The organism is Paraburkholderia fungorum, from assembly GCF_046026025.1.
GTDB classification, from domain to species: domain Bacteria; phylum Pseudomonadota; class Gammaproteobacteria; order Burkholderiales; family Burkholderiaceae; genus Paraburkholderia; species Paraburkholderia fungorum_E.
The window spans coordinates 74,823-94,703 of sequence record NZ_JAQQFL010000038.1 but is presented as its reverse complement, the minus strand read 5'-3'; the positions used below and the strand labels follow the sequence as shown (position 1 = coordinate 94,703).

18 protein-coding genes are annotated in these 19,881 nt (G+C 61.6%); 11 read left to right on the top strand and 7 right to left on the bottom strand.

The window, feature by feature from the left end:
- Positions 1-201: 201 nt before the first annotated feature.
- Positions 202-1,203 (bottom strand): LysR family transcriptional regulator, encoded by a 1,002-nt coding sequence (locus tag PQR67_RS31800; RefSeq protein WP_408466768.1) that lies wholly within the window; start codon positions 1,201-1,203, stop codon positions 202-204.
- Positions 1,204-1,402: 199 nt separating this feature from the next.
- On the opposite strand from PQR67_RS31800, the gene PQR67_RS31795 reads away from it, so the two are divergent.
- The 3 genes from PQR67_RS31795 (at position 1,403) to scpC (ending at position 5,661) form a co-directional block, all read left to right on the top strand.
- Positions 1,403-3,568: an FUSC family protein gene (locus PQR67_RS31795; protein ID WP_408466767.1), complete on the top strand. Its 2,166-nt coding sequence runs from the start codon at positions 1,403-1,405 to the stop codon at positions 3,566-3,568.
- A 170-nt stretch (positions 3,569-3,738) separates the two neighbouring features.
- Positions 3,739-3,954, top strand: coding sequence for a hypothetical protein (locus PQR67_RS31790; protein ID WP_408466766.1), 216 nt, complete (start codon positions 3,739-3,741; stop codon positions 3,952-3,954).
- 192 nt (positions 3,955-4,146) lie between these two features.
- A complete protein-coding gene (scpC, locus tag PQR67_RS31785; RefSeq protein WP_408466765.1) occupies positions 4,147-5,661 on the top strand; it encodes a succinyl-CoA:acetate CoA-transferase ScpC in 1,515 nt (504 codons plus the stop codon).
- 65 nt (positions 5,662-5,726) lie between these two features.
- Here the strand turns inward: scpC and PQR67_RS31780 are convergent, their stop codons facing one another.
- Positions 5,727-5,981 (bottom strand): GlsB/YeaQ/YmgE family stress response membrane protein, encoded by a 255-nt coding sequence (locus PQR67_RS31780; RefSeq protein ID WP_028197420.1) that lies wholly within the window; start codon positions 5,979-5,981, stop codon positions 5,727-5,729.
- Between the two features lie 162 nt (positions 5,982-6,143).
- Positions 6,144-6,851, bottom strand: coding sequence for an MgtC/SapB family protein (locus PQR67_RS31775; RefSeq protein WP_120346622.1), 708 nt, complete (start codon positions 6,849-6,851; stop codon positions 6,144-6,146).
- A gap of 667 nt (positions 6,852-7,518) precedes the next feature.
- On the opposite strand from PQR67_RS31775, the gene PQR67_RS31770 reads away from it, so the two are divergent.
- Entirely contained in the window at positions 7,519-8,043 is a 525-nt protein-coding gene (locus tag PQR67_RS31770) for a hypothetical protein (RefSeq protein WP_408466764.1), read from the top strand.
- Between the two features lie 126 nt (positions 8,044-8,169).
- On the opposite strand, the gene PQR67_RS31765 is transcribed toward PQR67_RS31770, so the two are convergent.
- Positions 8,170-9,333, bottom strand: a complete 1,164-nt coding sequence (locus tag PQR67_RS31765; protein ID WP_408466763.1) for a metallophosphoesterase — start codon at positions 9,331-9,333, stop codon at positions 8,170-8,172.
- A 368-nt stretch (positions 9,334-9,701) separates the two neighbouring features.
- On the opposite strand from PQR67_RS31765, the gene PQR67_RS31760 reads away from it, so the two are divergent.
- Positions 9,702-10,031 (top strand): hypothetical protein, encoded by a 330-nt coding sequence (locus PQR67_RS31760; RefSeq protein WP_408466762.1) that lies wholly within the window; start codon positions 9,702-9,704, stop codon positions 10,029-10,031.
- Between the two features lie 34 nt (positions 10,032-10,065).
- Here PQR67_RS31760 and PQR67_RS31755 read toward each other — a convergent pair whose 3' ends face one another.
- Positions 10,066-10,650 carry a malonic semialdehyde reductase gene (locus PQR67_RS31755; protein ID WP_408466761.1) on the bottom strand — a complete coding sequence of 195 codons (585 nt, stop codon included), beginning with the start codon at positions 10,648-10,650 and terminating at the stop codon, positions 10,066-10,068.
- 168 nt (positions 10,651-10,818) lie between these two features.
- On the opposite strand from PQR67_RS31755, the gene PQR67_RS31750 reads away from it, so the two are divergent.
- From PQR67_RS31750 to yjfF, 5 genes are all read left to right on the top strand, one after another.
- Positions 10,819-11,418: an alpha-ketoglutarate-dependent dioxygenase AlkB family protein gene (locus tag PQR67_RS31750; protein WP_408466760.1), complete on the top strand. Its 600-nt coding sequence runs from the start codon at positions 10,819-10,821 to the stop codon at positions 11,416-11,418.
- A gap of 200 nt (positions 11,419-11,618) precedes the next feature.
- Positions 11,619-12,605, top strand: coding sequence for an ABC transporter substrate-binding protein (locus tag PQR67_RS31745; RefSeq protein ID WP_408466759.1), 987 nt, complete (start codon positions 11,619-11,621; stop codon positions 12,603-12,605).
- A 223-nt stretch (positions 12,606-12,828) separates the two neighbouring features.
- Positions 12,829-14,439 (top strand): sugar ABC transporter ATP-binding protein, encoded by a 1,611-nt coding sequence (locus PQR67_RS31740; protein ID WP_408466758.1) that lies wholly within the window; start codon positions 12,829-12,831, stop codon positions 14,437-14,439.
- Entirely contained in the window at positions 14,436-15,467 is a 1,032-nt protein-coding gene (locus PQR67_RS31735; RefSeq protein ID WP_408466757.1) for an ABC transporter permease, read from the top strand. Before PQR67_RS31740 ends, PQR67_RS31735 begins: the two co-directional genes overlap by 4 nt.
- Positions 15,464-16,570 (top strand): galactofuranose ABC transporter, permease protein YjfF, encoded by a 1,107-nt coding sequence (gene yjfF, locus PQR67_RS31730; protein WP_408466756.1) that lies wholly within the window; start codon positions 15,464-15,466, stop codon positions 16,568-16,570. The genes PQR67_RS31735 and yjfF overlap by 4 nt, the downstream gene beginning before the upstream one ends.
- 36 nt (positions 16,571-16,606) lie before the next feature.
- Here yjfF and PQR67_RS31725 read toward each other — a convergent pair whose 3' ends face one another.
- Together PQR67_RS31725 and PQR67_RS31720 are read right to left on the bottom strand one after the other, a co-directional pair.
- Positions 16,607-17,908: an MFS transporter gene (locus tag PQR67_RS31725; protein WP_408466755.1), complete on the bottom strand. Its 1,302-nt coding sequence runs from the start codon at positions 17,906-17,908 to the stop codon at positions 16,607-16,609.
- Positions 17,909-17,980: 72 nt separating this feature from the next.
- Entirely contained in the window at positions 17,981-18,760 is a 780-nt protein-coding gene (locus PQR67_RS31720) for a putative hydro-lyase (protein WP_408466754.1), read from the bottom strand.
- A 172-nt stretch (positions 18,761-18,932) separates the two neighbouring features.
- Here PQR67_RS31720 and PQR67_RS31715 point away from each other — a divergent pair, with 172 nt between their 5' ends.
- Positions 18,933-19,871 carry a LysR family transcriptional regulator gene (locus PQR67_RS31715; protein WP_408466753.1) on the top strand — a complete coding sequence of 313 codons (939 nt, stop codon included), beginning with the start codon at positions 18,933-18,935 and terminating at the stop codon, positions 19,869-19,871.
- Positions 19,872-19,881: the final 10 nt, after the last annotated feature.

Sequence of the window (19,881 nt, the reverse complement as noted above, 5' to 3'; positions counted from 1 at the left end):
AGTCATCGTGCGATCGTACGAGACTCTCAACTCCTGTTTCCAACCACGCGTAACGAAGCGCCTCAATCCAGAGACGCGAGTCACGAAAACACTGCCGTAATCTGACCGGCCATGGGTACCATCACCAATGGCCCGCCATTTCGTTGTCCGCGTTATTGCCTTGCGCAGGTGCGCGGTCTGCTCTTTTGGCTAAAAATTCCGTTAGTGCGCAGGGACGTCTCCATCCCCAATACTGGCTGCTCCTACAGGCGCCACGCTATCAGTCGCATACATCTGACCGACTTCCGCAAGTAATGCCTCGTCTCGTGCAATCACCTTCGGCAGATGCGTGCGTAAGAATTCAACCCACGTACGCGTCTTCGCATCGATGAACTTGCGCGACGGATACAGCGCATAAACATTCATTTTCTGCAACGTATAGTCAGGTAACACGCGGACCAACGTCCCGTCACGCAAACCGGCAATCGCCGCGTAAAGCGGCACCATACCAATGCCCATTCCTTCGTGAATCGCGACGATTAGCGATTCCGCGATATTCACCTGCACAGGACCGTTTACTTCCATCATCTCGCTGCCGTTGGGGCCGTCGAGCACCCATTCGTGGGGCGGAAATGCTGGTGTGTGCAAGATCAGACACTCGTGATGCGCCAGGTCGCCCGGATGTTGCGGCGCGCCATGAGCGCGCACGTAGGCCGGCGATGCACACAGGATGCTGAAAGTTGTACCCAACGGGAGTGACACGAGATCGGAATTCGGCAGAGTCGATGCGCCGACCACAGCGACGTCGGCGCGGCCTTCGAACAGGTCGGGCATGCGTTGCGACAACGTCAGCTCGACGGTCACTTCGGGATAGAGCGCGCGATAGCGCGAGATGGCCGGCAGTACGTAATGCTGGCCGATGCTGGCGAAGCTGTGCATGCGCAACGCGCCACTCGGGCGTTCGTGCGCGCAACTTGCTTCTTCTTCCGCCGTATCGACATCGGCAAGGATCTGTTGGGATCGCTGCAGGTAACGCTCGCCCGCCGTGGTGAGCGCGAGTCTCCGCGTCGACCGGTTCAGCAAGCGCGTGCGCAGATGGGCTTCGAGTTCCGAGACGGCGCGGGACATTGCGCCGGTCGTCGAATTGAGTGACTGCGCGGCGGCGGTAAAACTGCCGGCTTCGACCACGCGCACGAACACTCGCATATTTTGTAACGTATCCATCAGTCCTTCTATTTCACGGCAGAAGCCGTATTGTCCGCCTGTCCCACGAGCCTATTGTTGTTCGTTCTGGAAGAGACGTTCCGCGCCCGTCCTATTAATGCGTGCAGCGCATGCTCCTACAATCGGCACCTTGCCTGCCGGTGTGTGCAGCGTTCACCGGTGCCTCTTTCAGCAACAAACCGGGACCCGGTGCTTTCTGATGAAACGCCAACATGCGATCAAACCGACGGCGGCTTCCCGTTGGCCGTGGAGCGCCATGTTGCCGACCCTCGGCCCAGCCATTCGCGACTGGGCGAATAGCGACGGCCTGATCTGGCTGCATCTGCTGAAAACGGTCACCGCGGGTCTGCTGGCGCTCGGCATTGCCATGCTGCTGGATCTCCAGCAGCCGCGAATCGCGATGACCACGGTGTTCGTGCTGATGCAGCCGTTTAGCGGCATGGTGCTCGCCAAGAGTTTCTATCGGATTCTCGGCACCGCGGTGGGTACGATTGCCGCGCTGGTGCTCGGTGCGCTGTTCGTCCAGCAGCCTGAGCTGTACATGTTCGGCATGATCGTCTGGGTGAGCGCCTGCATCGCGGCGGCGGTCCGGTATCGGCATTTCAGATGGTACGGTTTTGTGCTGGCAGGTTATACCGCCGCTCTGATCGGCATTCCGAATGTCACCGCGCCTCACGCCCTCTTTCTGGCGGCGCTTACGCGCGCGGCCGAGGTGGCGGTCGGCATCGTGTGCTCGAGCGCGGTGAGCGCACTAATCGTGCCGCAGCGCTCCAGTCTGGCATTGCGGCGCGCACTATACGTTCGATACACAAATTTTACTTCGTTCGCTGCCGACGTGCTGGGTCGCGGAATCGAGCGTGGCCAGTTTGAACGGCGATTTGCAGACCTCGTGGACGAGATCGTCGGCTTTGAAGCGACGCGAACTTTTGCCGCCTTCGAAGATCCGGCCATGCGATCACGTCATCAGCATCTCGGCCGTCTGAATGGTGAGTTCATGGACGCATGCGCGCGCTTACATGCGCTGCACCAGTTGCTCAAACGTCTGCGCGTTGGCGGCCCGAGCCGGATAGTCGCGGCCGTCACGCCATACTTCCACGAACTGTCGGCACTGCTGGCGTCCACCCTGGACGCGGACGTCGATGCATCACGCATCGCAGCCCAGATGAGGCTCTTTCAGGCGAGCTTGCCAAGGCGCGTACGCGAAACCAGACGGCCGCTGGAAGCAACCCCCGCTGAATCGCTGGCGGACTTCGATACGGCCGCGGAATTGCTGTATCGGTTCGTCGACGAGTGGATCCGCTACTCCGAGACTTACGCGTCTTTGGCGATGCGCAAGCCGGGAGCGGGGCAGCCTACCGCGGGCCGCTACGTGAGCAAGACAAACGGCTTCGTGGTTGCGTTTACGTTTGCCAGGTCGGCAGCGGTCATGGCGATCGCCGGCTGGTTCTGGATCGCTACCGGCTGGCCGAGCGGCGGTCTTGCCGTAATTGGCGCGGCGCTGGTTTGCGCGTTGACGTCGACTTCGCCGAACGCATCGAAAATGGCCGTGCAGATGGCCGCCGGCGCCGTGCTGGCAACCATGACAGGCTACCTTTTCACATGCTACGTGTATCCCAACATCGACGGTTTTCCGTTGCTTTGTGCGACGCTCGCACCGGTGCTCGCACTCGGTGCCTTCGTCGCGTCGCGTAAGCTCACGGCAGGGTACGGCATCGGTTTTTCCGTGTTCTTCTGCCTGCTCGCCGGGCCGGACAACGTCGTCACGTATGCCCCCGATCTGCTGATCAACAACGGTATAGCGATCACGGCGTCGCTACTACTTGCAGCGATCGTTTTCACGGTGGCGTTTCCAGCGGATATGCCGTGGCTCACCGCCAGAATCAAAGCAGACCTACGCGCGCAGGTGGTGTCTGCGTGCAAGGACGACCTGAGTGGACTCAATCAGCGCTTTCAGTCGAGCACACACGATCTGACCTCGCAGTTACGCATGCTGCTGACACGCCGCTCCCGCCGCCGCCGTGATGCCTTGCGCTGGATGCTCGTTACGCTCGAAGTGGGGCACGCCGTGATCGATCTGCGCAATGAGGTGACGCGTACCGGCTACGTGCAAGGACTTCATCCACGCTGGAACGGCAGCCTCGAGCGAATTTGCGATGATCTTGCGCGGCTTTTTTCGCGGCCTGAAGCGCGTGCTCTTGCGCAATCGCTCGCGTCCGTGCGCTCGGCCACGTGGATTGCGCAGGACGTACTGGAAACCGTTCATGCCAAGCGCGACAAGCGGCATGACCTGCAGCGCATCCTGAGTTGCCTGCATTTCATCCGCACGGCGTTGCTCGACAAAGACGCGCCTTTCCACACGCGTTGACCTCTGTACGTTGGGTCGGGCGCGCACGGCGATCCTTCTGCCAGATGGAAAGATCACTTCCGCCCAGCCCCGTTTATCCGCGTAGGTGGCAGTCATATAGTTTCACCACTGCCACGCAGTCCCCAAAAGGGAGTTCCTACTGGCGGTAACCGTAAGTACTGGAGAACGAAATGAATGTGTTGAAGATTGCCCTGATTGCCTGTTCTTTGTCCGCTGTCGTCGCTCATGCGCAAACGGTGCCGGCTGCCCCGGAACAACAGGTCGCGCAAGCGAATGCGCCGCGCGCCAATAGCGTCGCGACGCAAGGCCGTGTCGTTGCACCGACGGCCAAAAAGGAAGAGTGCGTCGGGCCTGTGAGCTTCTGCAATATCTACTTCGGCAGCTAAGCAGCGCCACGAGCAGCACTCGCAATACCTGTTGTACCTGTCGCGGAAGTTCTGCATGCGACGAAACGCCTGGTCGCGACGCCGTCCCATTAAGACGCCGCGGCCGGTGCGACAATCGGACTACTGAGCGAAGCACACCACAGACGTGCGCACCGGTAGACTGGACGGTTGATTATGGAGAGACCCAGATTCATGTATCAAGACCGGATCCGTTGCTCCGCACTGCGCGGAAAAATTACTTCAGCCGCCGAGGCGGCGCTTCTGATTCAGGATGGCATGCGTGTCGGCGCCAGCGGTTTTACGCGCGCGGGCGACGCCAAAGCGGTCCCTGTCGCGCTCGCTGAGCGGGTCCGCCAGGAAGGCAAGCCGTTGCAAATTACGTTGATGACCGGCGCATCGCTCGGTCATGACGTGGATCGCATGCTCACCGAGGCGCATGTGTTGGCGCGCCGCTTGCCGTTTCAGGTCGACAAAACGTTGCGCGACGCGATCAATCGCGGCGAAGTGATGTTCGTCGATCAGCACCTGTCCGAAACTGTCGAGATGCTGCGCGCGAATCAGCTCGGCAAACTTGACGTCGCCATTATCGAAGCCGCTGCAATTACCGAAACCGGCGCTATTGTGCCGACCACTTCAGTCGGCAACTCGGCCAGTTTCGCGATCCTCGCCGACAAGGTCATCGTCGAAATCAATCTTGCTCAGCCGCTTGCGCTCGAGGGGCTGCACGACATCTGGATTCCGGGCCGCAGGCCGAATCGCGAACCACTGCCGATCGTGCATCCGCAAGATCGTGTCGGCACGCAGGCTATCGAGATCCCGCTAGACAAAATCGCGGCGATCGTGATCACCGAGAAGGCGGACAGCCCGTCCACGGTGTTGCCCGCCGATGTGGAAACCGAGTTGATCGCCGCGCATCTGATTGAGTTCTTCCAGCACGAGGTGTCGCGCGGGCGCATGCCCCGGCAGTTGCCGCCTTTGCAGGCAGGTATCGGCACGATTGCCAACGCGGTGCTGGCCGGCTTTGTGGATTCACCCTTCGACGCCTTCGAAATTTACTCGGAAGTCCTGCAGGATTCGACCTTCGACCTGATGGATGCCGGCAAGGTGACGTTCGCATCGGGTGCGTCGATCACGCTGTCGGCTGCGCGTCAGGCACAAGTGTTCGGTGAACTCGAGCGCTATCGCGATCGCCTGGTGCTGCGTCCGCAAGAGGTCAGCAACCATCCTGAAGTGATTCGCCGGCTCGGTCTGATTGCGTTGAATACCGCATTGGAGTTCGACATATACGGCAATGTGAATTCCACGCACGTCGGCGGCACGCACATGATGAACGGCATTGGCGGCTCGGGTGATTTTGCGCGCAATGCGTCGTGCGCGATCTTTGCGACGAAGTCGATGGCAAAGGACGGGCGTATCTCAAGTGTCGTGCCAATGGTGCCGCACTGCGATCACAACGAACACGATGTGGACGTGGTCGTAACGGAGCAGGGTTTGGCCGATCTACGCGGACTGGCGCCGCGGGAACGCGCTACGCTGATCATTGAGAATTGCGCGCATCCGCTCTATCGCGATCTGCTTCGCGACTACTATCGGGACGCCTTGCAATGGGGTGGGCAAACACCGCATCGATTGGATCAGGCTTTCGCCTGGCATACGCGGCTGCGTGACACCGGCTCGATGTTGCCGGCAGTGGAGGCACTTCTCTAATTTCCAGGCAAAGCCGGCGTCAGGTGGCATTCGCCCCTGACGCCGTAAGACATCAGGTGCTACGCTCAGGTGCCGCGCCGGACAAGCCGGATAAGAAACAGCAGAATGACCGCGCCGATCACAGCGGTAATGATCGAACCGATCCAGCCGCCGCCCAGCGAGATGTGCAGCACACCGGCAAGCCAGCCGCCGATGAATGCGCCGACAATCCCGACGATGATGTCGACGATCAGGCCGAAGCCGCCGCCCTTGACGAGCACGCCAGCCAGCCAGCCGGCGATTGCGCCGATGATGAGCCATGCAATGATGCCGTGTTCCATAATCGAGACTCCATAGTTGAGTGTGAAGAATTCACGGTGACAGAGCTTAGTCGAACGTTATGGGACAGTCCATATTCAGGACGCGGAATTAACATTGTCTAAATCTATTGCAAACTAAGTGTAGACGATGCGCGCAAATATGGGGAGCTTACGCGTGGTGACTCACTCCGGCGTTGGTTCCGCTTCTTTGGCGGTCCAGCTGACGCTCGATACGCTCTTTTCCATGCTGACGCGGCTTGCCATCTGTTCGAGCTTCGGCTGATCTTTCGGATGCAGCTTCAATGTTGCGGTAACGCGAATGCGTCCCGTGCCGTCTTCAACGTCTTCGCTTGTCAGGCTCTGGAACGACAGCGGTGTCGAATACATCGAGTTGGACACCGCGGTACGAATGTGAATCTCATCGGCCTCCTGGCAAACGATTGTCAGCACATACTCGCGTACGAGGTCGGCGTCCGAAACGGGCGCCGCGTTGATGGCACGGCTCACTTCACGCAGCACCGTATTGGTCAGCAGCACGACTGCCGTGCCGGCGAGCGCCGGGCCGTAATGCCCCGCACCGCACAATACGCCGACCGCCGCCGAGCACCATAAGGTCGCGGCAGTGTTGATCCCCTGAATGGAACCCTTGTCGCGCATGATCACACCACCGCCGAGAAAGCCGACGCCCGATACGACATAAGCGGCAATCTGCGTGATGCCGGCGGTGCCGTTGCCGGTCAGCACGCCGAGCGTGACGAAGAGGCATGCGCCGCTGGCAACCAGCGTGATGGTGCGCAGGCCGGCATTGCGCTGGCGCATCTGCCGCTCGAGGCCGATGGCAACACCGCAGCTGAAGGCGGCAAGGAGCCGCAAGACGAATTCAATTGTCATCGATAAGAAAGGTTGAGGTGCGTTGGTCGCACAGTGTGAATCTTACGCGTGACAACCGCACGTGAATAAGCGGCCACGGTCAGGCGTGACGAGGCCAGCGAGCCCATGCTGGCGCGCTGGAAAAGTCATGGAGCGTCAGCCGGGCATTGAGCCATGCGGCGCTTCACTGGCAGTGCGAGGGTATAGACGACGTGCACCGTCGGGCCCGAAGGCAAGACGGCGACAGACAAAGGCTGACGCGGAAATCTTGCCGATCAGGCGATCGGGCGAATCGAAGCTCGACTGGTACTACTGCTACTGTCCAAGATCGTGATTCCGGTTAAATGAACTGGGCGAATTTTAGGCAGTTCCGCAAACTTAAGTCAAGCCGGGATGACGCGGCGCGGCGAGAGAAGTCGCCGGATGTGGGCGGAATCTTCCACGGTAAGCTCAGAATTTTCCTTGCATAAATACGGACTCCGAATATTGACGGCGTCCATCCCGGAAAACACACTGTTCGCACACTTCGAAGCATGTCGTGCGGTTCTGGTGCTCAATCCGCGTTTCGCTTTCTCTCGCTTTCTTTCGGTCTCGCCCAGAAATTTTTCGGTTTTCCCTGTGCCATGCCAGGCGCATCCGATTCGCACAACATCGTCTCTTGTCCGCTGTTCACCCTATTGAGGAATGTATGAAAGATAAAGCTCTTGGCATCATTGCCGGTGCATTGATTGCTGCTGCTCCGCTCGTGTCGTTTGCCGCCGGTCTTCCCGCGCCGTTTGAAGGCAGCAGCACGCTGCAGGCAGATGGTGTCGTGAAGTCGGTCGACCAGGCTAGACACTCGGTGACCGTGCTCGACACACAAGGCGGCGAAGCGTCGTTCACCGTCACTGACACGAGCAACCTGGCGCAGATCAAGCAGGGCGGCAAGGTCCATATCCGCATGATGCGCAACGCCATGGTCAGCATTACGCGCGATGCCGACGGTCACGGTACGGCCGGTCAACCGGTTCAGCAGAACACTGCCCAGAACGTGAATGCCGAAGTCCAGGCCATCGACCACGCCTCCGGCATCATGGCGCTGAAGGGCCCGAATGGCGCGGTGTTTCATATCCAGGGGCGCGAGCCGGCAAAGCTCGCTGGCGTGAGGCCGGGCATGCAAGTATTGGTGGCGTACGCGCCGCAGGTTAGCGTGGCTGTGGCGCCCGCGCAGTAACTCAAACTAGCTGAAGCGGCGCACTAGCGCCAGCGCGCGGATGTCTTTTTGTAGATGTCCGCGTTTTTTTGCCGGGAAATCCAGCGTGAGGTCCGTGCGGCGATATTTGACGCATGGCTCGATACGTTAGTCCGGCTCGCCGGGTACGAGACGCAATCGCGTGATCTCCGAGGGCGCTCCCAGGCGCTTCGGCGGCCCCCAATAGCCGGTGCCGCGACTCGTGTAGACCCACAGGCCATTCAGCCGTGCGAGACCGGCCGTGAACGGCTGCTGAAAACGCACGAAGAAATTCCACGGGAAGAACTGGCCGCCGTGCGTGTGGCCGGACAACTGCAGCGTGAAACCTGCTGCTGCGGCTGCTTCGGCGGAGCGCGGCTGGTGCGCGAGCAGTACTTTTATTAGCACGTCACCAGGCGCGCCGGCGAGGGCCGCAACCGGGTCGCTGCGATGCAACGGGTCATGATGGCCCGCTGAGTAATCCGTCACCCCGGCAATCACGGCGCGCGCGCCGTCGTGTTCCACGATCACATGCTCGTTAAGCAGGACGTTGAGCCCCAGGCGCCGGAATTCGTCGATCCAGGCGTTTGCGCCTGCGTAATACTCGTGGTTGCCGGTCACGAGAAACGTGCCGTGGCGCGCACTGAGCCGCGATAGCGGCTGCGTGTGCTTCGTCAACTGCGACACGCTGCCGTCTACCACGTCGCCCGTGACGGCGATCAGATCCGGCTTCAGGCGATTCACCGCGTCGACGATCGCATCCACATAGCGGCCTTTGATGGTCGGTCCAACGTGGATATCGCTGATCTGCACGATCGTGAAACCTTCGAGTGCGGCCGGCAAATCGTCGATCGGCACCTCGATCGTTACTACGCTGGCGCGGCGCCGTGCGTTGAACAAGCCGACGAGCGTTGAAAGCAGCGCAAGCACCGGCACCGCTGCCGCCGAACCGATGCGCCAGTGCGCGATTGCAATCGTGCTCGGCCAGATTGCATCGACGGTGAGCAGCGAGGCGAGCGCCAGGTCACGCACGAACGTCAGCACCAGCAGCGACGAGAAGAAGCCCATCGCCAGCAGGCCGACCCACGCGAGGCGGTCGCTGAGTGGCTGTTGTTTGATGGTGCGCGCCAGCATGCCGAGCGGGATCAGAAAGATCGACAGCACCAGCCACAGCGCGCACAGCCATCGGCCGACAGCACTCACCGGCATGTCGGGAATCAGACGAAAGCCGACGTAGATATGCAGCAGAATGCCAATCAGGATGATGCGGACAAGAAACGATGAGCGGCGCATAGAGAGGATAGAGGCGGGAAGGGGCCGACAGGCGCGGAGCAACGGCGGCGGCTCGCCAGGTGCAATCATGAAATAGCGGACGAGCCTGATCATTCTACCGAGATGTGCATCCCCTTGCCGACGGCGCGCGATTTGCTTCCAGGAGCAGCCGAACATGTCCGTGTTTGATGCAGCAGGCGGGTATCGCATTGCAGCAATTTCCGTTGCCGCATGCTGGCCGCCTGAACCACTGCAGCACTCTAATTAAATGGGCTTTGAATTGCGTGCCGGGTGGACTATTCTCAAATGGAAGCGGCTTGCTTCAGGGCCATCGCGGCCACGGGGCGGTTCGTCTGGTTGTCGGTTGAGGGCGAGGCAGGAGGCGCATCATGAAACTGCTTGGATCCGGTAGTCACGTACGCCACGTACTTCATGGGCATCACGTTGGACGAGAGGGCAGCCACGTCATGCTGCCGTTGGTGGGCATATCCTTGATGGCGCTCGCATTGTACTTCGGCGTGCGCGGCATCGACTTCTCCGAGTTGGGCAAAAACGCATTATTCGACGTGGTGATGGTGTGCGTTGCCCTTGGCATCGCGGGCCTGTTCGGCGCCGTCGGCGCATGGTTGCGCTCCAGTAGCGACGACGCCGGTGAAGGCTTCTGCTTTATCGGCGCGGTGATCGGCGCGGTAGTGTTCTACGTGGCGCTGTTCGGCTAAGCGCACCGCCGATGCATCGGCGGGCAGAGGTCCGTCAGGCGATCCGGGCGGCTTCGTCGAAGGAGAAGCGCGGGCTGCGCGGGAACAGCTTCGAGGGATCGCCGTAACCCAGATTGATCAGGAAGTTCGACTTCACGGTCGTGCCGGCGAAGAAGGCCTCGTCAAGCTTGGCGGCGTCGAATCCCGACATCGGACCCGTGTCCAGACCGAGCGCGCGGGCTGCGAGAATCAGATAGCCGCCTTGCAGCGTCGAATTGCGAAACGCCGTATCCGCGATCGCCTTATCGTTGCCCGCGAACCAGCTGCGAGCGTCGGCATGCGGAAACAGTTTCGGCAGATGCTCGTAAAACGCCATGTCCATCCCGACGATCACCGTGACCGGCGCCGCCATCGTCTTCTCAAGATTGGCCGGCGACAAGGCCGGACGCAGCTTCTCCTTGCCTTCGGGCGTTTTCACGTAGACAAAGCGGCCGGGACTTGAATTGGCCGAGGTCGGCCCGAGCAAGGTGAGTTCGGTGAGCTGTTTGAGCACAGCGTCGTCGATCGGCTTGGCCTGCCAGCCGTTATGCGTGCGCGCTTCACGAAAGAGCTGATCGAGTGCCTGATCGGAAAGAGTCATGGTGGGGATCCTTTGAAGTAGCAGAGTGAGGAAAGTGGCTAACTGTGGTGGATGGCTGGAGCGAATGACAGCGCAAGCCGCAGGCGTGAGTGTCGTCGCCGTCCCCGCCATAATAGCCAGGGTTCTGACTCGCGCACGAACTGCGCGCAATGGCATTCAGGCAATCTTATGGCGGATCTTTTCGATGACCTTCCGGTGCCCGAGGTGGACTGGTTTCCCGAGTGGCTCACGCCCGAGGCCGCGGCGCGCGCTTTAACCGAGCTCATCGGCGAAGTGGCGTGGCGCCAGGACATGATGGGCACACCTGGCGGCCGTGTGCCGTTGCCGCGGCTGACAGCCTGGCAGGGCGAGCCGGATGCGGTCTACGTCTATTCCGGCATTCGCAACGTACCGCAACCGTGGACCCCGGCCGTCGCCGAACTGCGGACCGCTGTGGAGGCAATCTGCCAGACGCGTTTTAACAGTGTGCTGATCAACCGTTATCGAAGTGGCGCCGACAGTATGGGTTGGCACGCGGACCGCGAGCCGGAGCTCGGCGTGCGGCCCGTGATTGCGTCGATCAGCCTGGGCGTTGCGCGCACGTTCGACTTGCGGCACAACAGGACCGGCGTCGTGCAGTCGTTTTCGCTGAAGGGCGGCAGCTTGCTGGTGATGAAAGGCAACACGCAGGCCGACTGGCGGCATCGTGTGCCGAAGGAGCCGCGCGTGGCCGGCGAGCGAATCAATCTGACGTTTCGCTGGGTGACGCCGCGCGGGGCAACACGCTAGCCCGGCAGGCTGGCTGTCGGATCGGTTAGTCCCGGTCAATACCGTCCGCGATACCGAAATTGGTATCGCCGATGCGAATCATGTGATTGGACGGTTAACGCCCCAGACACTACGCTACAACACGATCCATCCACCCTGAGGGCCGCAAGCGCTGGGCGGGTTCGGTGGATCGCCTACACAACAACGATCAGGAGACGGTCATGGCGAATACACGACGCGCCGCATGTCGTGCGTTGGGCGCGCTCGCGCTTTGCTCGAGCATCGGTGCGCTGGCGCTGACAACGCCGGGCGCATACGCGCAGGACAAACAGATTACGCTCGGTTTCGCGCAGGTGGGCGCCGAAAGCGCATGGCGAACCGCCAACACCGAGTCTGTCAAGTCCGCAGCGGCGGACGCGAAGATCAAGCTCAAATTCTCCGACGCCCAGCAAAAGCAGGAAAACCAGATCAAGGCGATCCGCTCCTACATTGCGCAGAAAGTCGACGTGATCGCGTTTTCGCCCGTCGTCGAATCGGGCTGGGAGCCGGTGCTGCGCGAAGCTAAAGCGGCAAACATTCCGGTGATCCTGACTGACCGCAACATCGACGTGAAAGACACATCGCTGTACGTGACGATGATCGGCTCGGATTTCCTGGAAGAGGGGCGCCGTGGCGGTCATTGGCTCGCAGATCACTTTAAAAGTGATCCCGGTCCCATCAACATCGCCGAGTTGCAGGGAACGGTTGGCTCAGCGCCTGCCAACGACCGGCATGCCGGCTTGATCGAAGTGATCAAGAGCGATCCCAAATTCAAGATCATCGCCTCGCAAAGCGGCGACTTCACGCTTGCTGGCGGCAAGCAGGTGATGGAAGCATTTATAAAAACTTATGGGAATAAAATAAATGTAGTTTATGCGCATAACGACGATATGGCGCTCGGTGCCATCCAGGCGATGGAAGAGGCCGGCATGCATCCGGGCAAGGACATCACCGTCGTCTCGTTCGACGCGACCAAGGGCGGCTTCCAGGCGATGGCCGCGGGCAAGATGAACGTCGACGTGGAGTGCAGCCCGTTGCTGGGACCGCAACTGATGTCGGCAGTGAAGGACGTGGTGGCCGGCAAGCCGCTGCCCAAGCGCATCCTGACGCAGGAGACGGTCTTCCCGATGAGCGTCGCGACAGAGACTTTGCCGACGCGCAAGTACTGAGGCGAACGGTATAGGGCAGAGTAGGGTGGCTAACTGGTTAGCTATCCATATGATCTGAAAAGAACACGAGCGAAGCGCGAACAGATTGTAACGGTTTCTCCAGCGGTGCCTGACCGTCCGGCTGCTTCGGCAACGGACGGTCTCTTTTCCGCTGGATCAGGCTGCGCGCGAGTTGGCCTGCCTGAGTCCGCCTGACCAACGCAACGTCCATCGAGCGAGGTCTATGACGCATCCCGCATCGAAACCCAATCCTCCGGCCGCGAAGATCGTCACAGGCGACGCTCCTGCAGGCATCACCTCGCATGCACTCGAGCCCATTTTGGCCACTGCCGGTGTCAGCAAGACGTTCCCTGGCGTGAAAGCGCTGCAGGGAGTCGATTTTCGGCTGTTTCCCGGTGAGATCCACACGTTGATGGGGCAGAACGGTGCAGGTAAATCCACCCTGATCAACGTGTTGACCGGCGTGGTCGCGCCGGACGGCGGCACGATCCGCCTGGGCGGCGAGATCGTGGCGTTTGCTTCACCGCAGGAGGCCGAGGCGGCCGGCGTGCGCACGCTGTATCAGGAAGTGAACCTGTGCCCGAACCTCTCGGTGGCGGAGAACATTTTTGCGGGCCGGCAGCCGAAGCGGTTCGGCGCGATCGATTGGCCCGACATCAAACGCCGCGCGCAGGCCGCGCTGCTGCGTCTGGACGTGACGCTCGACGTCACCCGGTCGCTCGACGCCTATCCGATCGCCGTGCAGCAGATGGTGGCGATCGCCAGAGCGCTATCCGTCGACGCACGCGTGCTGATTCTCGACGAACCGACCTCCAGCCTCGACGACGGCGAAGTCACGCAGCTCTTCAAAATACTTCGACATCTTAAGCAATCGGGAATCGCCATTCTGTTCGTCACGCATTTTATCGAACAGACCTATGCCATCTCCGATCGCATCACGGTGATGCGCAATGGCGAGCGTGAAGGCGAATACCTTGCACGCGATCTGCCGGCCGATCAACTGGTCGCGAAGATGGTCGGTCACGAGCGTATGAGCGCGCGCCTGCGCGAAGCGGCGCAGGTTGGGCACGCTGGCCATGAAGGGCCTCAGAGCAAGGCCGCGGTTCAGCCGTTCGTCGAACTGCGCGGCGTCGGACGGCGCGGCACGCTGCAGCCACTCGACCTGGACGTGCAGCCTGGCCAGATCCTGGGGCTTGCCGGCCTACTCGGATCGGGCCGCACGGAGACCGCGCGACTATTGTTCGGGGCTGACCGCGCCGATAGCGGCACGATCCTGATCGAAGGCCGACCCGTGCGCTTGCGTTCGCCACACGACGCCGTGCGTCACGGCATCGGCTACTGCGCGGAGGATCGCAAGAAAGAGGGCATCGTCGCCGAACTGTCGATTCGCGAGAACATTCTGCTCGCGTTGCAAGCGCGCCGCGGCTGGTGGCGCAAGATCAAGCGGCAGCGTGCCCATGAAATCGCGGACATGTGGATCGAGCGACTCGGCATCAAGGCGACGGACGCCGAGCAGCCGATCGGGCTGCTCTCCGGCGGCAACCAGCAGAAAGCGCTGCTCGCACGCTGGCTGGCCACCGACCCCAAGCTGCTGATCCTCGACGAGCCCACCCGCGGGATCGACGTCGCCGCGAAATTCGACATCATGGACCGCCTGCTGGCGCTGTGCGCGAATGGTCTGAGCATCCTGTTCATTTCATCGGAAATCGGCGAGGTGCTGCGCGTGAGCCATCGCGTGGCGGTCCTGCGCGACCGTCGCAAGATCGCTGAAGTGGCCGGCAAGGCGTCGAACGAAGACAACATCTATCGACTCATCGCGGGGAGCGGCGAATGAAGCTATCGAACTGGTTCGCGCGCGATGGCGCGGAACGTCCGTTGATCTGGCCTTGCGTCACGCTGGTGCTGTTATGCGTCCTGAACCTGTGGGTGAATCCGCATTTTCTGTCGCTACGGATACTCGACGGCCACCTGTTCGGCGCACCGATCGACGTCCTGAATCGCGCTGCGCCGCTGGCGTTGGTCGCTACCGGCATGACGCTCGTGATCGCCACACGTGGCATCGATATTTCGGTTGGCGCGGTCGTGGCGATTGCCGGTGCCGCTGCCGCCACGATACTCGCGACACAACCCGTGCCGAGCGCCGGATTGATCTCGCAGGCGCTGGTTGCGGCGCTGATCGTCGGCGTGTTGAGCGGCATGTGGAACGGGTTGCTGGTGTCGTTCGTCGGCATGCAGCCGATCATCGCAACGCTGATCCTGATGGTCGCGGGCCGCGGCATCGCGCAATTGCTGACGGCCGGGCAGATCATACCGATCGGCGCACCTGGCTATCTGTTCGTCGGCGGCGGGTATTGGCTTGGCGTACCGTGCTCGGTGTGGATCGCGAGCGTGGCTGTGCTGGCTACCGCGTTGCTCGTTGAGGGCACGGCGCTCGGCCTCTTCATTCGTGCGATCGGCGTCAATCCGGTCGCAACGCGCCTCGTCGGGCTGCGCTCGAAAGCGCTGGTATTCGCGGTGTATGGCTTCTCGGGATTGACCGCCGCGATGGCGGGCATCCTCATCAGCTCGAACGTGCGCAGCGCCGATGGCAATAACGCGGGCCTGCTGCTGGAACTCGACGCGATTCTGGCGGTGACGCTCGGCGGCACCTCGCTGCTTGGCGGCCGCTTCAGTCTGACGGGCACCGTGCTGGGCGCGCTGATCATCCAGACGCTCACCTATACGACCTATTCGATCGGCGTGCCACCGGAAGCGACGCTGGTCGTCAAGGCGGCCGTGGTGCTCGCGGTGAGTGTGATCCAGTCCCCCTCGGCGCGCGCGCTCGCCATGTCGTTCTTCACGCAGCGCGGGGTGGCGCGATGAGACGACTCGGCGAAATCTGGGCCCATATCGTCGATCCGCGCACGCTGCCGATCGCCGTCACCATCCTGTTGTTCTGCGCGCTGTTCGGTTTCGGCTCGGTGATGTACACCGGCTTTTTCTCGTGGCAAGTGCTGCTCGACCTGCTGGTCGATAATGCTTTCCTGTTGATCGTCGCCATCGGGATGACGTTTGTGATCGTGTCCGGCGGAATCGATCTGTCGGTGGGCTCGGTCGTGGCCCTGACCACCATTGTCGAAGCGGTGCTGTCCGAGCATATGCATTTGCCGGTCTGGCTGATCGTGCCGATCGTGCTGCTGATGGGCACGGTGTTCGGCGCGGTGCAGGGCGCACTGATTCACTTCTTCCGCTTGCAGGCGTTCATCGTCACGCTGGCCGGCATGTTCTTCGCGCGTGGCCTGTGCTTCCTGATCACGACGCAGTCGATCACCATTAACGATCCGACCTTCCAGAAGATTTCCGCGTTTCGCCTCAACCTCGGCGTCGGTTCGGTTTCAGCCAATGTGTTGATCGCCCTCGTTACGCTGGTCGCGGCGATCTACGTCGCGCATTTCACGCGGTTTGGCCGCAACGTGTACGCGGTTGGCGGCAATCCGCGCTCGGCGCTGCTAATGGGCTTGCCGATTGCGCGGACACGGATCGGCGTGTATGCGCTGAGCGGGTTCTGCTCGGCGCTCGGCGGCGCGGTGTTCACGTTCTATGTGCTGTCGGGCTATGGGTTGCAAGGCCAGGGCATGGAACTCGATGCGATCGCGGCGACGGTGATCGGCGGCACCTTGTTGACGGGCGGGGTCGGCTATGTGATCGGCTCGTTGTTCGGCGTCGGGATTCTGGGCACGATCCAGACACTGATTACCTTCGACGGCACGCTCAGTTCGTGGTGGACCCGCATTGTGATCGGCGCGTTGCTGTGCGCGTTCTGTCTGCTGCAACGGCTGATCGAGCGGCACGCAAAGTCGACGCGACGTCCCGGCGGCACGGGGGCGGTCGTAACGCCAGGCCGCGAGCGTGGGCGAGGGCAGGGTGGCGCAGCGGCGGCGTCCGACTCGCATGTGATCGGACGCGCGCCGGAGCAGGCGCTATAGCAGGAATGCGCAGTGGCGCGGATCAGGCGTTGAGTCTTAGGCGTTGAGCTCGCGCCCCTTGGTCTCCGGCAACGTCAGCGCGGCGAGAATCACAATACCGTATGCTGCGGCGGCGAATACCCCGATCGCGTGGCCAAGCGGCATGCTCTGCGAGACGTAGCCGATCAGGAAGGGAAACGTCGCGCCGATCGCTCGCCCGAAGTTGTAGCAGAACCCCTGACCGGAACCGCGAATGCGCGTCGGAAACAGTTCGGTGAGGAACGCGCCCATCCCCGAGAAAATACCGGACGCGCAGAAGCCGAGCGGGAAGCCGAGCACGAGCATGGTGAGGTTATCGAGCGGCAGTTGCGTATAGATCAGCGCGATCGCGCACGAGGCCAGCGCGAACGCGATGAACGCACGCTTGCGGCCGATTTTGTCGCTGACGTAAGCGCCCGTCAGATAGCCGCAATATGAACCGACAATGACCACGCACAGATAGCTGCCGGTGCCGATTACGCTCAGATGCCGCTCGGTTTTCAAATACGTCGGCAACCACGTGGTCACCGCGTAGTAGCCGCCTTGCACGCCGGTTGCCAGCACGGATGCGCGCAGCGTCGTCCAGACGATATCGGCGCGGAAGATGTCGATCAGCGAAGGGCGCGTTTGTGCCGCGGCTTGCGCTTCTTTCTGTTGCCGATGTACCTCCGGCTCGTCGACCAGGCGGCGGATCCAGATCACGAATGGCGCCGGTGCAATACCGATCGCGAACAGCACGCGCCACGCATACTCGGCCGGCACCCATGAAAACACGGCCATGAACAGCAGCGTCGACAGGCCCCACCCGATCGCCCAGCCGGCCTGCACCAGACCGACCGCCTTGCCGCGGTCACGCGCACGGATTACTTCGCCGATCAGCACCGCGCCTGCCGTCCATTCGCCGCCGAAGCCGAGCCCCATCAGGCCGCGCGCCCACAGCAACTGCGAGAAGTTCTGCGCCAGTGCGCAAGCCAGCGTGAACACCGCGAACCAGAGAATCGTGATCTGCAAGGTTTTCACCCGGCCGATGCGATCGGACAGCACACCGGCGGCCCAACCACCGACTGCCGAACTCAGCAGCGTGACTGTTCCGATGAGACCGGCGTCGCCGCGCGTGATGCCCCAAGTCGCAATCAGCGTCGGAATCACGAAGCTCAGGAATTGCGTGTCCATGGCGTCGAGCACGTAGCCGACCTTGCAGCTCCAGAACGCGCGCTTTTCGCTGCTGGAAATCTGCCGGTACCACGCGAACGGTCCTTTCCCTGTGCCGGGCGCGTCATAGCATTCGGCGTTTGAGGTCAATTGCACTTCGGTTTTCATGCAAGGGCTCCGGTCGTGGTCAATGGCCGCGTCTTGCCGCGCGGCTCGTGGTTGGGACAAATAAGGCCGCGGCTAAAGGACCGCCAGCGTGGTGTTGGGAATGTCGGTGACGAGCATGTGTCCCGGTTTGTGTGCGATCGCAAACGGCAGGCGCGCGCTTTCTATGGCGGCTTGCGGGGTGACGCCACAGGCCCAGAACACGGGTAATTCGTCGCTGCGTACTTCGACTGCATCGCCGAAATCGGGTCGCGCGATGTCGCGAATGCCGATCAGCGACGGGTCGCCGATATGGACCGGCGCGCCATGTACTGCGGGAAAACGGCTGGTGATCTGAATCGCGCGGATCGCGTCGGCGGCTTTCATCGGCCGCATCGAGACCACGCGGTTGCCGCCGAATACGCCTGCCGCCACATTGCGCTCGCGCGTTCGATACATCGGCACATTGACCTGCTGTTCGATATGGCGCAACGGAATGCCTTCGCGCCGCAACATTTCCTCGAACGAAAACGAGCAGCCGATCGCGAACACCACCAGGTCGTCGCGCCATAGCGCGTCGAGGCTATGCACTTCCTCGGTACGCTCGCCGTGGCGGTACACGTAAAACGCGGGGACGTCATTGCGGATGTCGAGATCGGCGCCAAGCGACGGTACGCGCCATTCGCCCGGTTCGCCGATGCCGAGCAACGGGCAAGCCTTCGGATTGAGCGTGCAGAAGCGCAGGAAATCGTCGGCGTATTGGCTGGGCAAGATGGCGAGATTGGCTTGCGCATAGTCGCCACAGTAGCCCGCAGTCGGCCCGGACAGGCGGCGATTGCGAATCTGTTGACGAAACTCGGAAGGCGTATAGGGCATGGACGGCTTGACTCCAGCTAGATCCGGGTGATTCATGACACCCAGATTAGTAACGCCAAAAATATCCATCCAGCGAGTTATTCTTGCTTTTTGTTAAATTAAACTTAACAGCGCAGACGAGGTTCTGCGGCGATGATCGTGTGCATCTGATTGCCGTTCGGGAGCTAATGCAATGAATACGCGCTTTGTCGAAACGTTTTTGACGCTCGCTCGCCTGGGCAGTTTTCGCGCGACCGCCGCTGCGATGCATGCGACGCCCGCCGCGATTTCGCTGCGGATCAAGACGCTTGAGGCCGAGTTGGGCGTCGAACTGATCGAACGCGACGCCGCGGAGTTTCAGCTCACGGCGCATGGCGAACGGTTGCTTGCGCATGCGCGCTCGGTGGTGCAGGCCACGCGCTCGCTGCAACTGGCCGCGCAGGACGAAACCCAGGTGACCAAGCGGTTGCGGCTCGGCGTAGTCGAAACAGTGGTGCATAGCTGGCTGCCGGACTACATCCGGATGCTGAACGTCGAGTACAACCGCATCGTCGTCGACCTGACCGTCGACACTAGCGCGGTGCTTGGGCCCCGGTTGCGCGCAGGTGACCTGGATCTCGTCATTCAGGTGGAGGAAACCGGCGAACAGGAAGCGTCGATTGTGTCGACTTTGCTGGCCAGTTATCCCGTGCGCTGGATCGCACGCAGCGATCTGATTCCGGCGAACCGCGCGAAGCACATGCAGACGCTATTGCAGAAACCCGTACTGACGTTTGGCCGTGGCACGGCGCCGCAAATCGCCGTGGAGGCGATTGTCGAGATGCTCGCGAAGCGCGCCGGTGTGCCGTTTGCGGATACGCAGGTGACCTGCATGCCGTCGGTGGCGGTGATCGTGAAGTTGTTGCGCGATGGCTATGGAATTGCCGCCGTGCCGGCCTTGTTCGTCGAGCCGTTCCTTAGTAGCGGCGAACTGGGGCAATTGCAGGTGCGACCGCTGCCGCCGCCGATCGATGTTGCCATGTACTGCCGTGACGCGGCCGACGTCGGCGTGCTGGCGGCGTCACGTGTCGCGCGTAGTGCGTGTGATCAGTACGCGAAGGCGATGGGGCGGCAGTTGATCGAGAGGCGGTGATGTGCCGTGA

What these genes read in the sequence shown, in the direction of transcription:
- PQR67_RS31775 (WP_120346622.1), bottom strand. Translation starts at nt 6,851, where the DNA reads ATGACAATTGAATTCGTCTTGCGGCTCCTTGCCGCCTTCAGCTGCGGT.
- PQR67_RS31770 (WP_408466764.1), top strand. Translation starts at nt 7,519, where the DNA reads ATGAAAGATAAAGCTCTTGGCATCATTGCCGGTGCATTGATTGCTGCT.
- PQR67_RS31745 (WP_408466759.1), top strand. Translation starts at nt 11,619, where the DNA reads ATGGCGAATACACGACGCGCCGCATGTCGTGCGTTGGGCGCGCTCGCG.
- scpC (WP_408466765.1), top strand. Translation starts at nt 4,147, where the DNA reads ATGTATCAAGACCGGATCCGTTGCTCCGCACTGCGCGGAAAAATTACT.
- PQR67_RS31720 (WP_408466754.1), bottom strand. Translation starts at nt 18,760, where the DNA reads ATGCCCTATACGCCTTCCGAGTTTCGTCAACAGATTCGCAATCGCCGC.
- PQR67_RS31725 (WP_408466755.1), bottom strand. Translation starts at nt 17,908, where the DNA reads ATGAAAACCGAAGTGCAATTGACCTCAAACGCCGAATGCTATGACGCG.
- PQR67_RS31760 (WP_408466762.1), top strand. Translation starts at nt 9,702, where the DNA reads ATGAAACTGCTTGGATCCGGTAGTCACGTACGCCACGTACTTCATGGG.
- PQR67_RS31790 (WP_408466766.1), top strand. Translation starts at nt 3,739, where the DNA reads ATGAATGTGTTGAAGATTGCCCTGATTGCCTGTTCTTTGTCCGCTGTC.
- PQR67_RS31795 (WP_408466767.1), top strand. Translation starts at nt 1,403, where the DNA reads ATGAAACGCCAACATGCGATCAAACCGACGGCGGCTTCCCGTTGGCCG.
- PQR67_RS31755 (WP_408466761.1), bottom strand. Translation starts at nt 10,650, where the DNA reads ATGACTCTTTCCGATCAGGCACTCGATCAGCTCTTTCGTGAAGCGCGC.
- yjfF (WP_408466756.1), top strand. Translation starts at nt 15,464, where the DNA reads ATGAGACGACTCGGCGAAATCTGGGCCCATATCGTCGATCCGCGCACG.
- PQR67_RS31780 (WP_028197420.1), bottom strand. Translation starts at nt 5,981, where the DNA reads ATGGAACACGGCATCATTGCATGGCTCATCATCGGCGCAATCGCCGGC.
- PQR67_RS31750 (WP_408466760.1), top strand. Translation starts at nt 10,819, where the DNA reads ATGGCGGATCTTTTCGATGACCTTCCGGTGCCCGAGGTGGACTGGTTT.
- PQR67_RS31765 (WP_408466763.1), bottom strand. Translation starts at nt 9,333, where the DNA reads ATGCGCCGCTCATCGTTTCTTGTCCGCATCATCCTGATTGGCATTCTG.
- PQR67_RS31735 (WP_408466757.1), top strand. Translation starts at nt 14,436, where the DNA reads ATGAAGCTATCGAACTGGTTCGCGCGCGATGGCGCGGAACGTCCGTTG.
- PQR67_RS31740 (WP_408466758.1), top strand. Translation starts at nt 12,829, where the DNA reads ATGACGCATCCCGCATCGAAACCCAATCCTCCGGCCGCGAAGATCGTC.
- PQR67_RS31800 (WP_408466768.1), bottom strand. Translation starts at nt 1,203, where the DNA reads ATGGATACGTTACAAAATATGCGAGTGTTCGTGCGCGTGGTCGAAGCC.
- PQR67_RS31715 (WP_408466753.1), top strand. Translation starts at nt 18,933, where the DNA reads ATGAATACGCGCTTTGTCGAAACGTTTTTGACGCTCGCTCGCCTGGGC.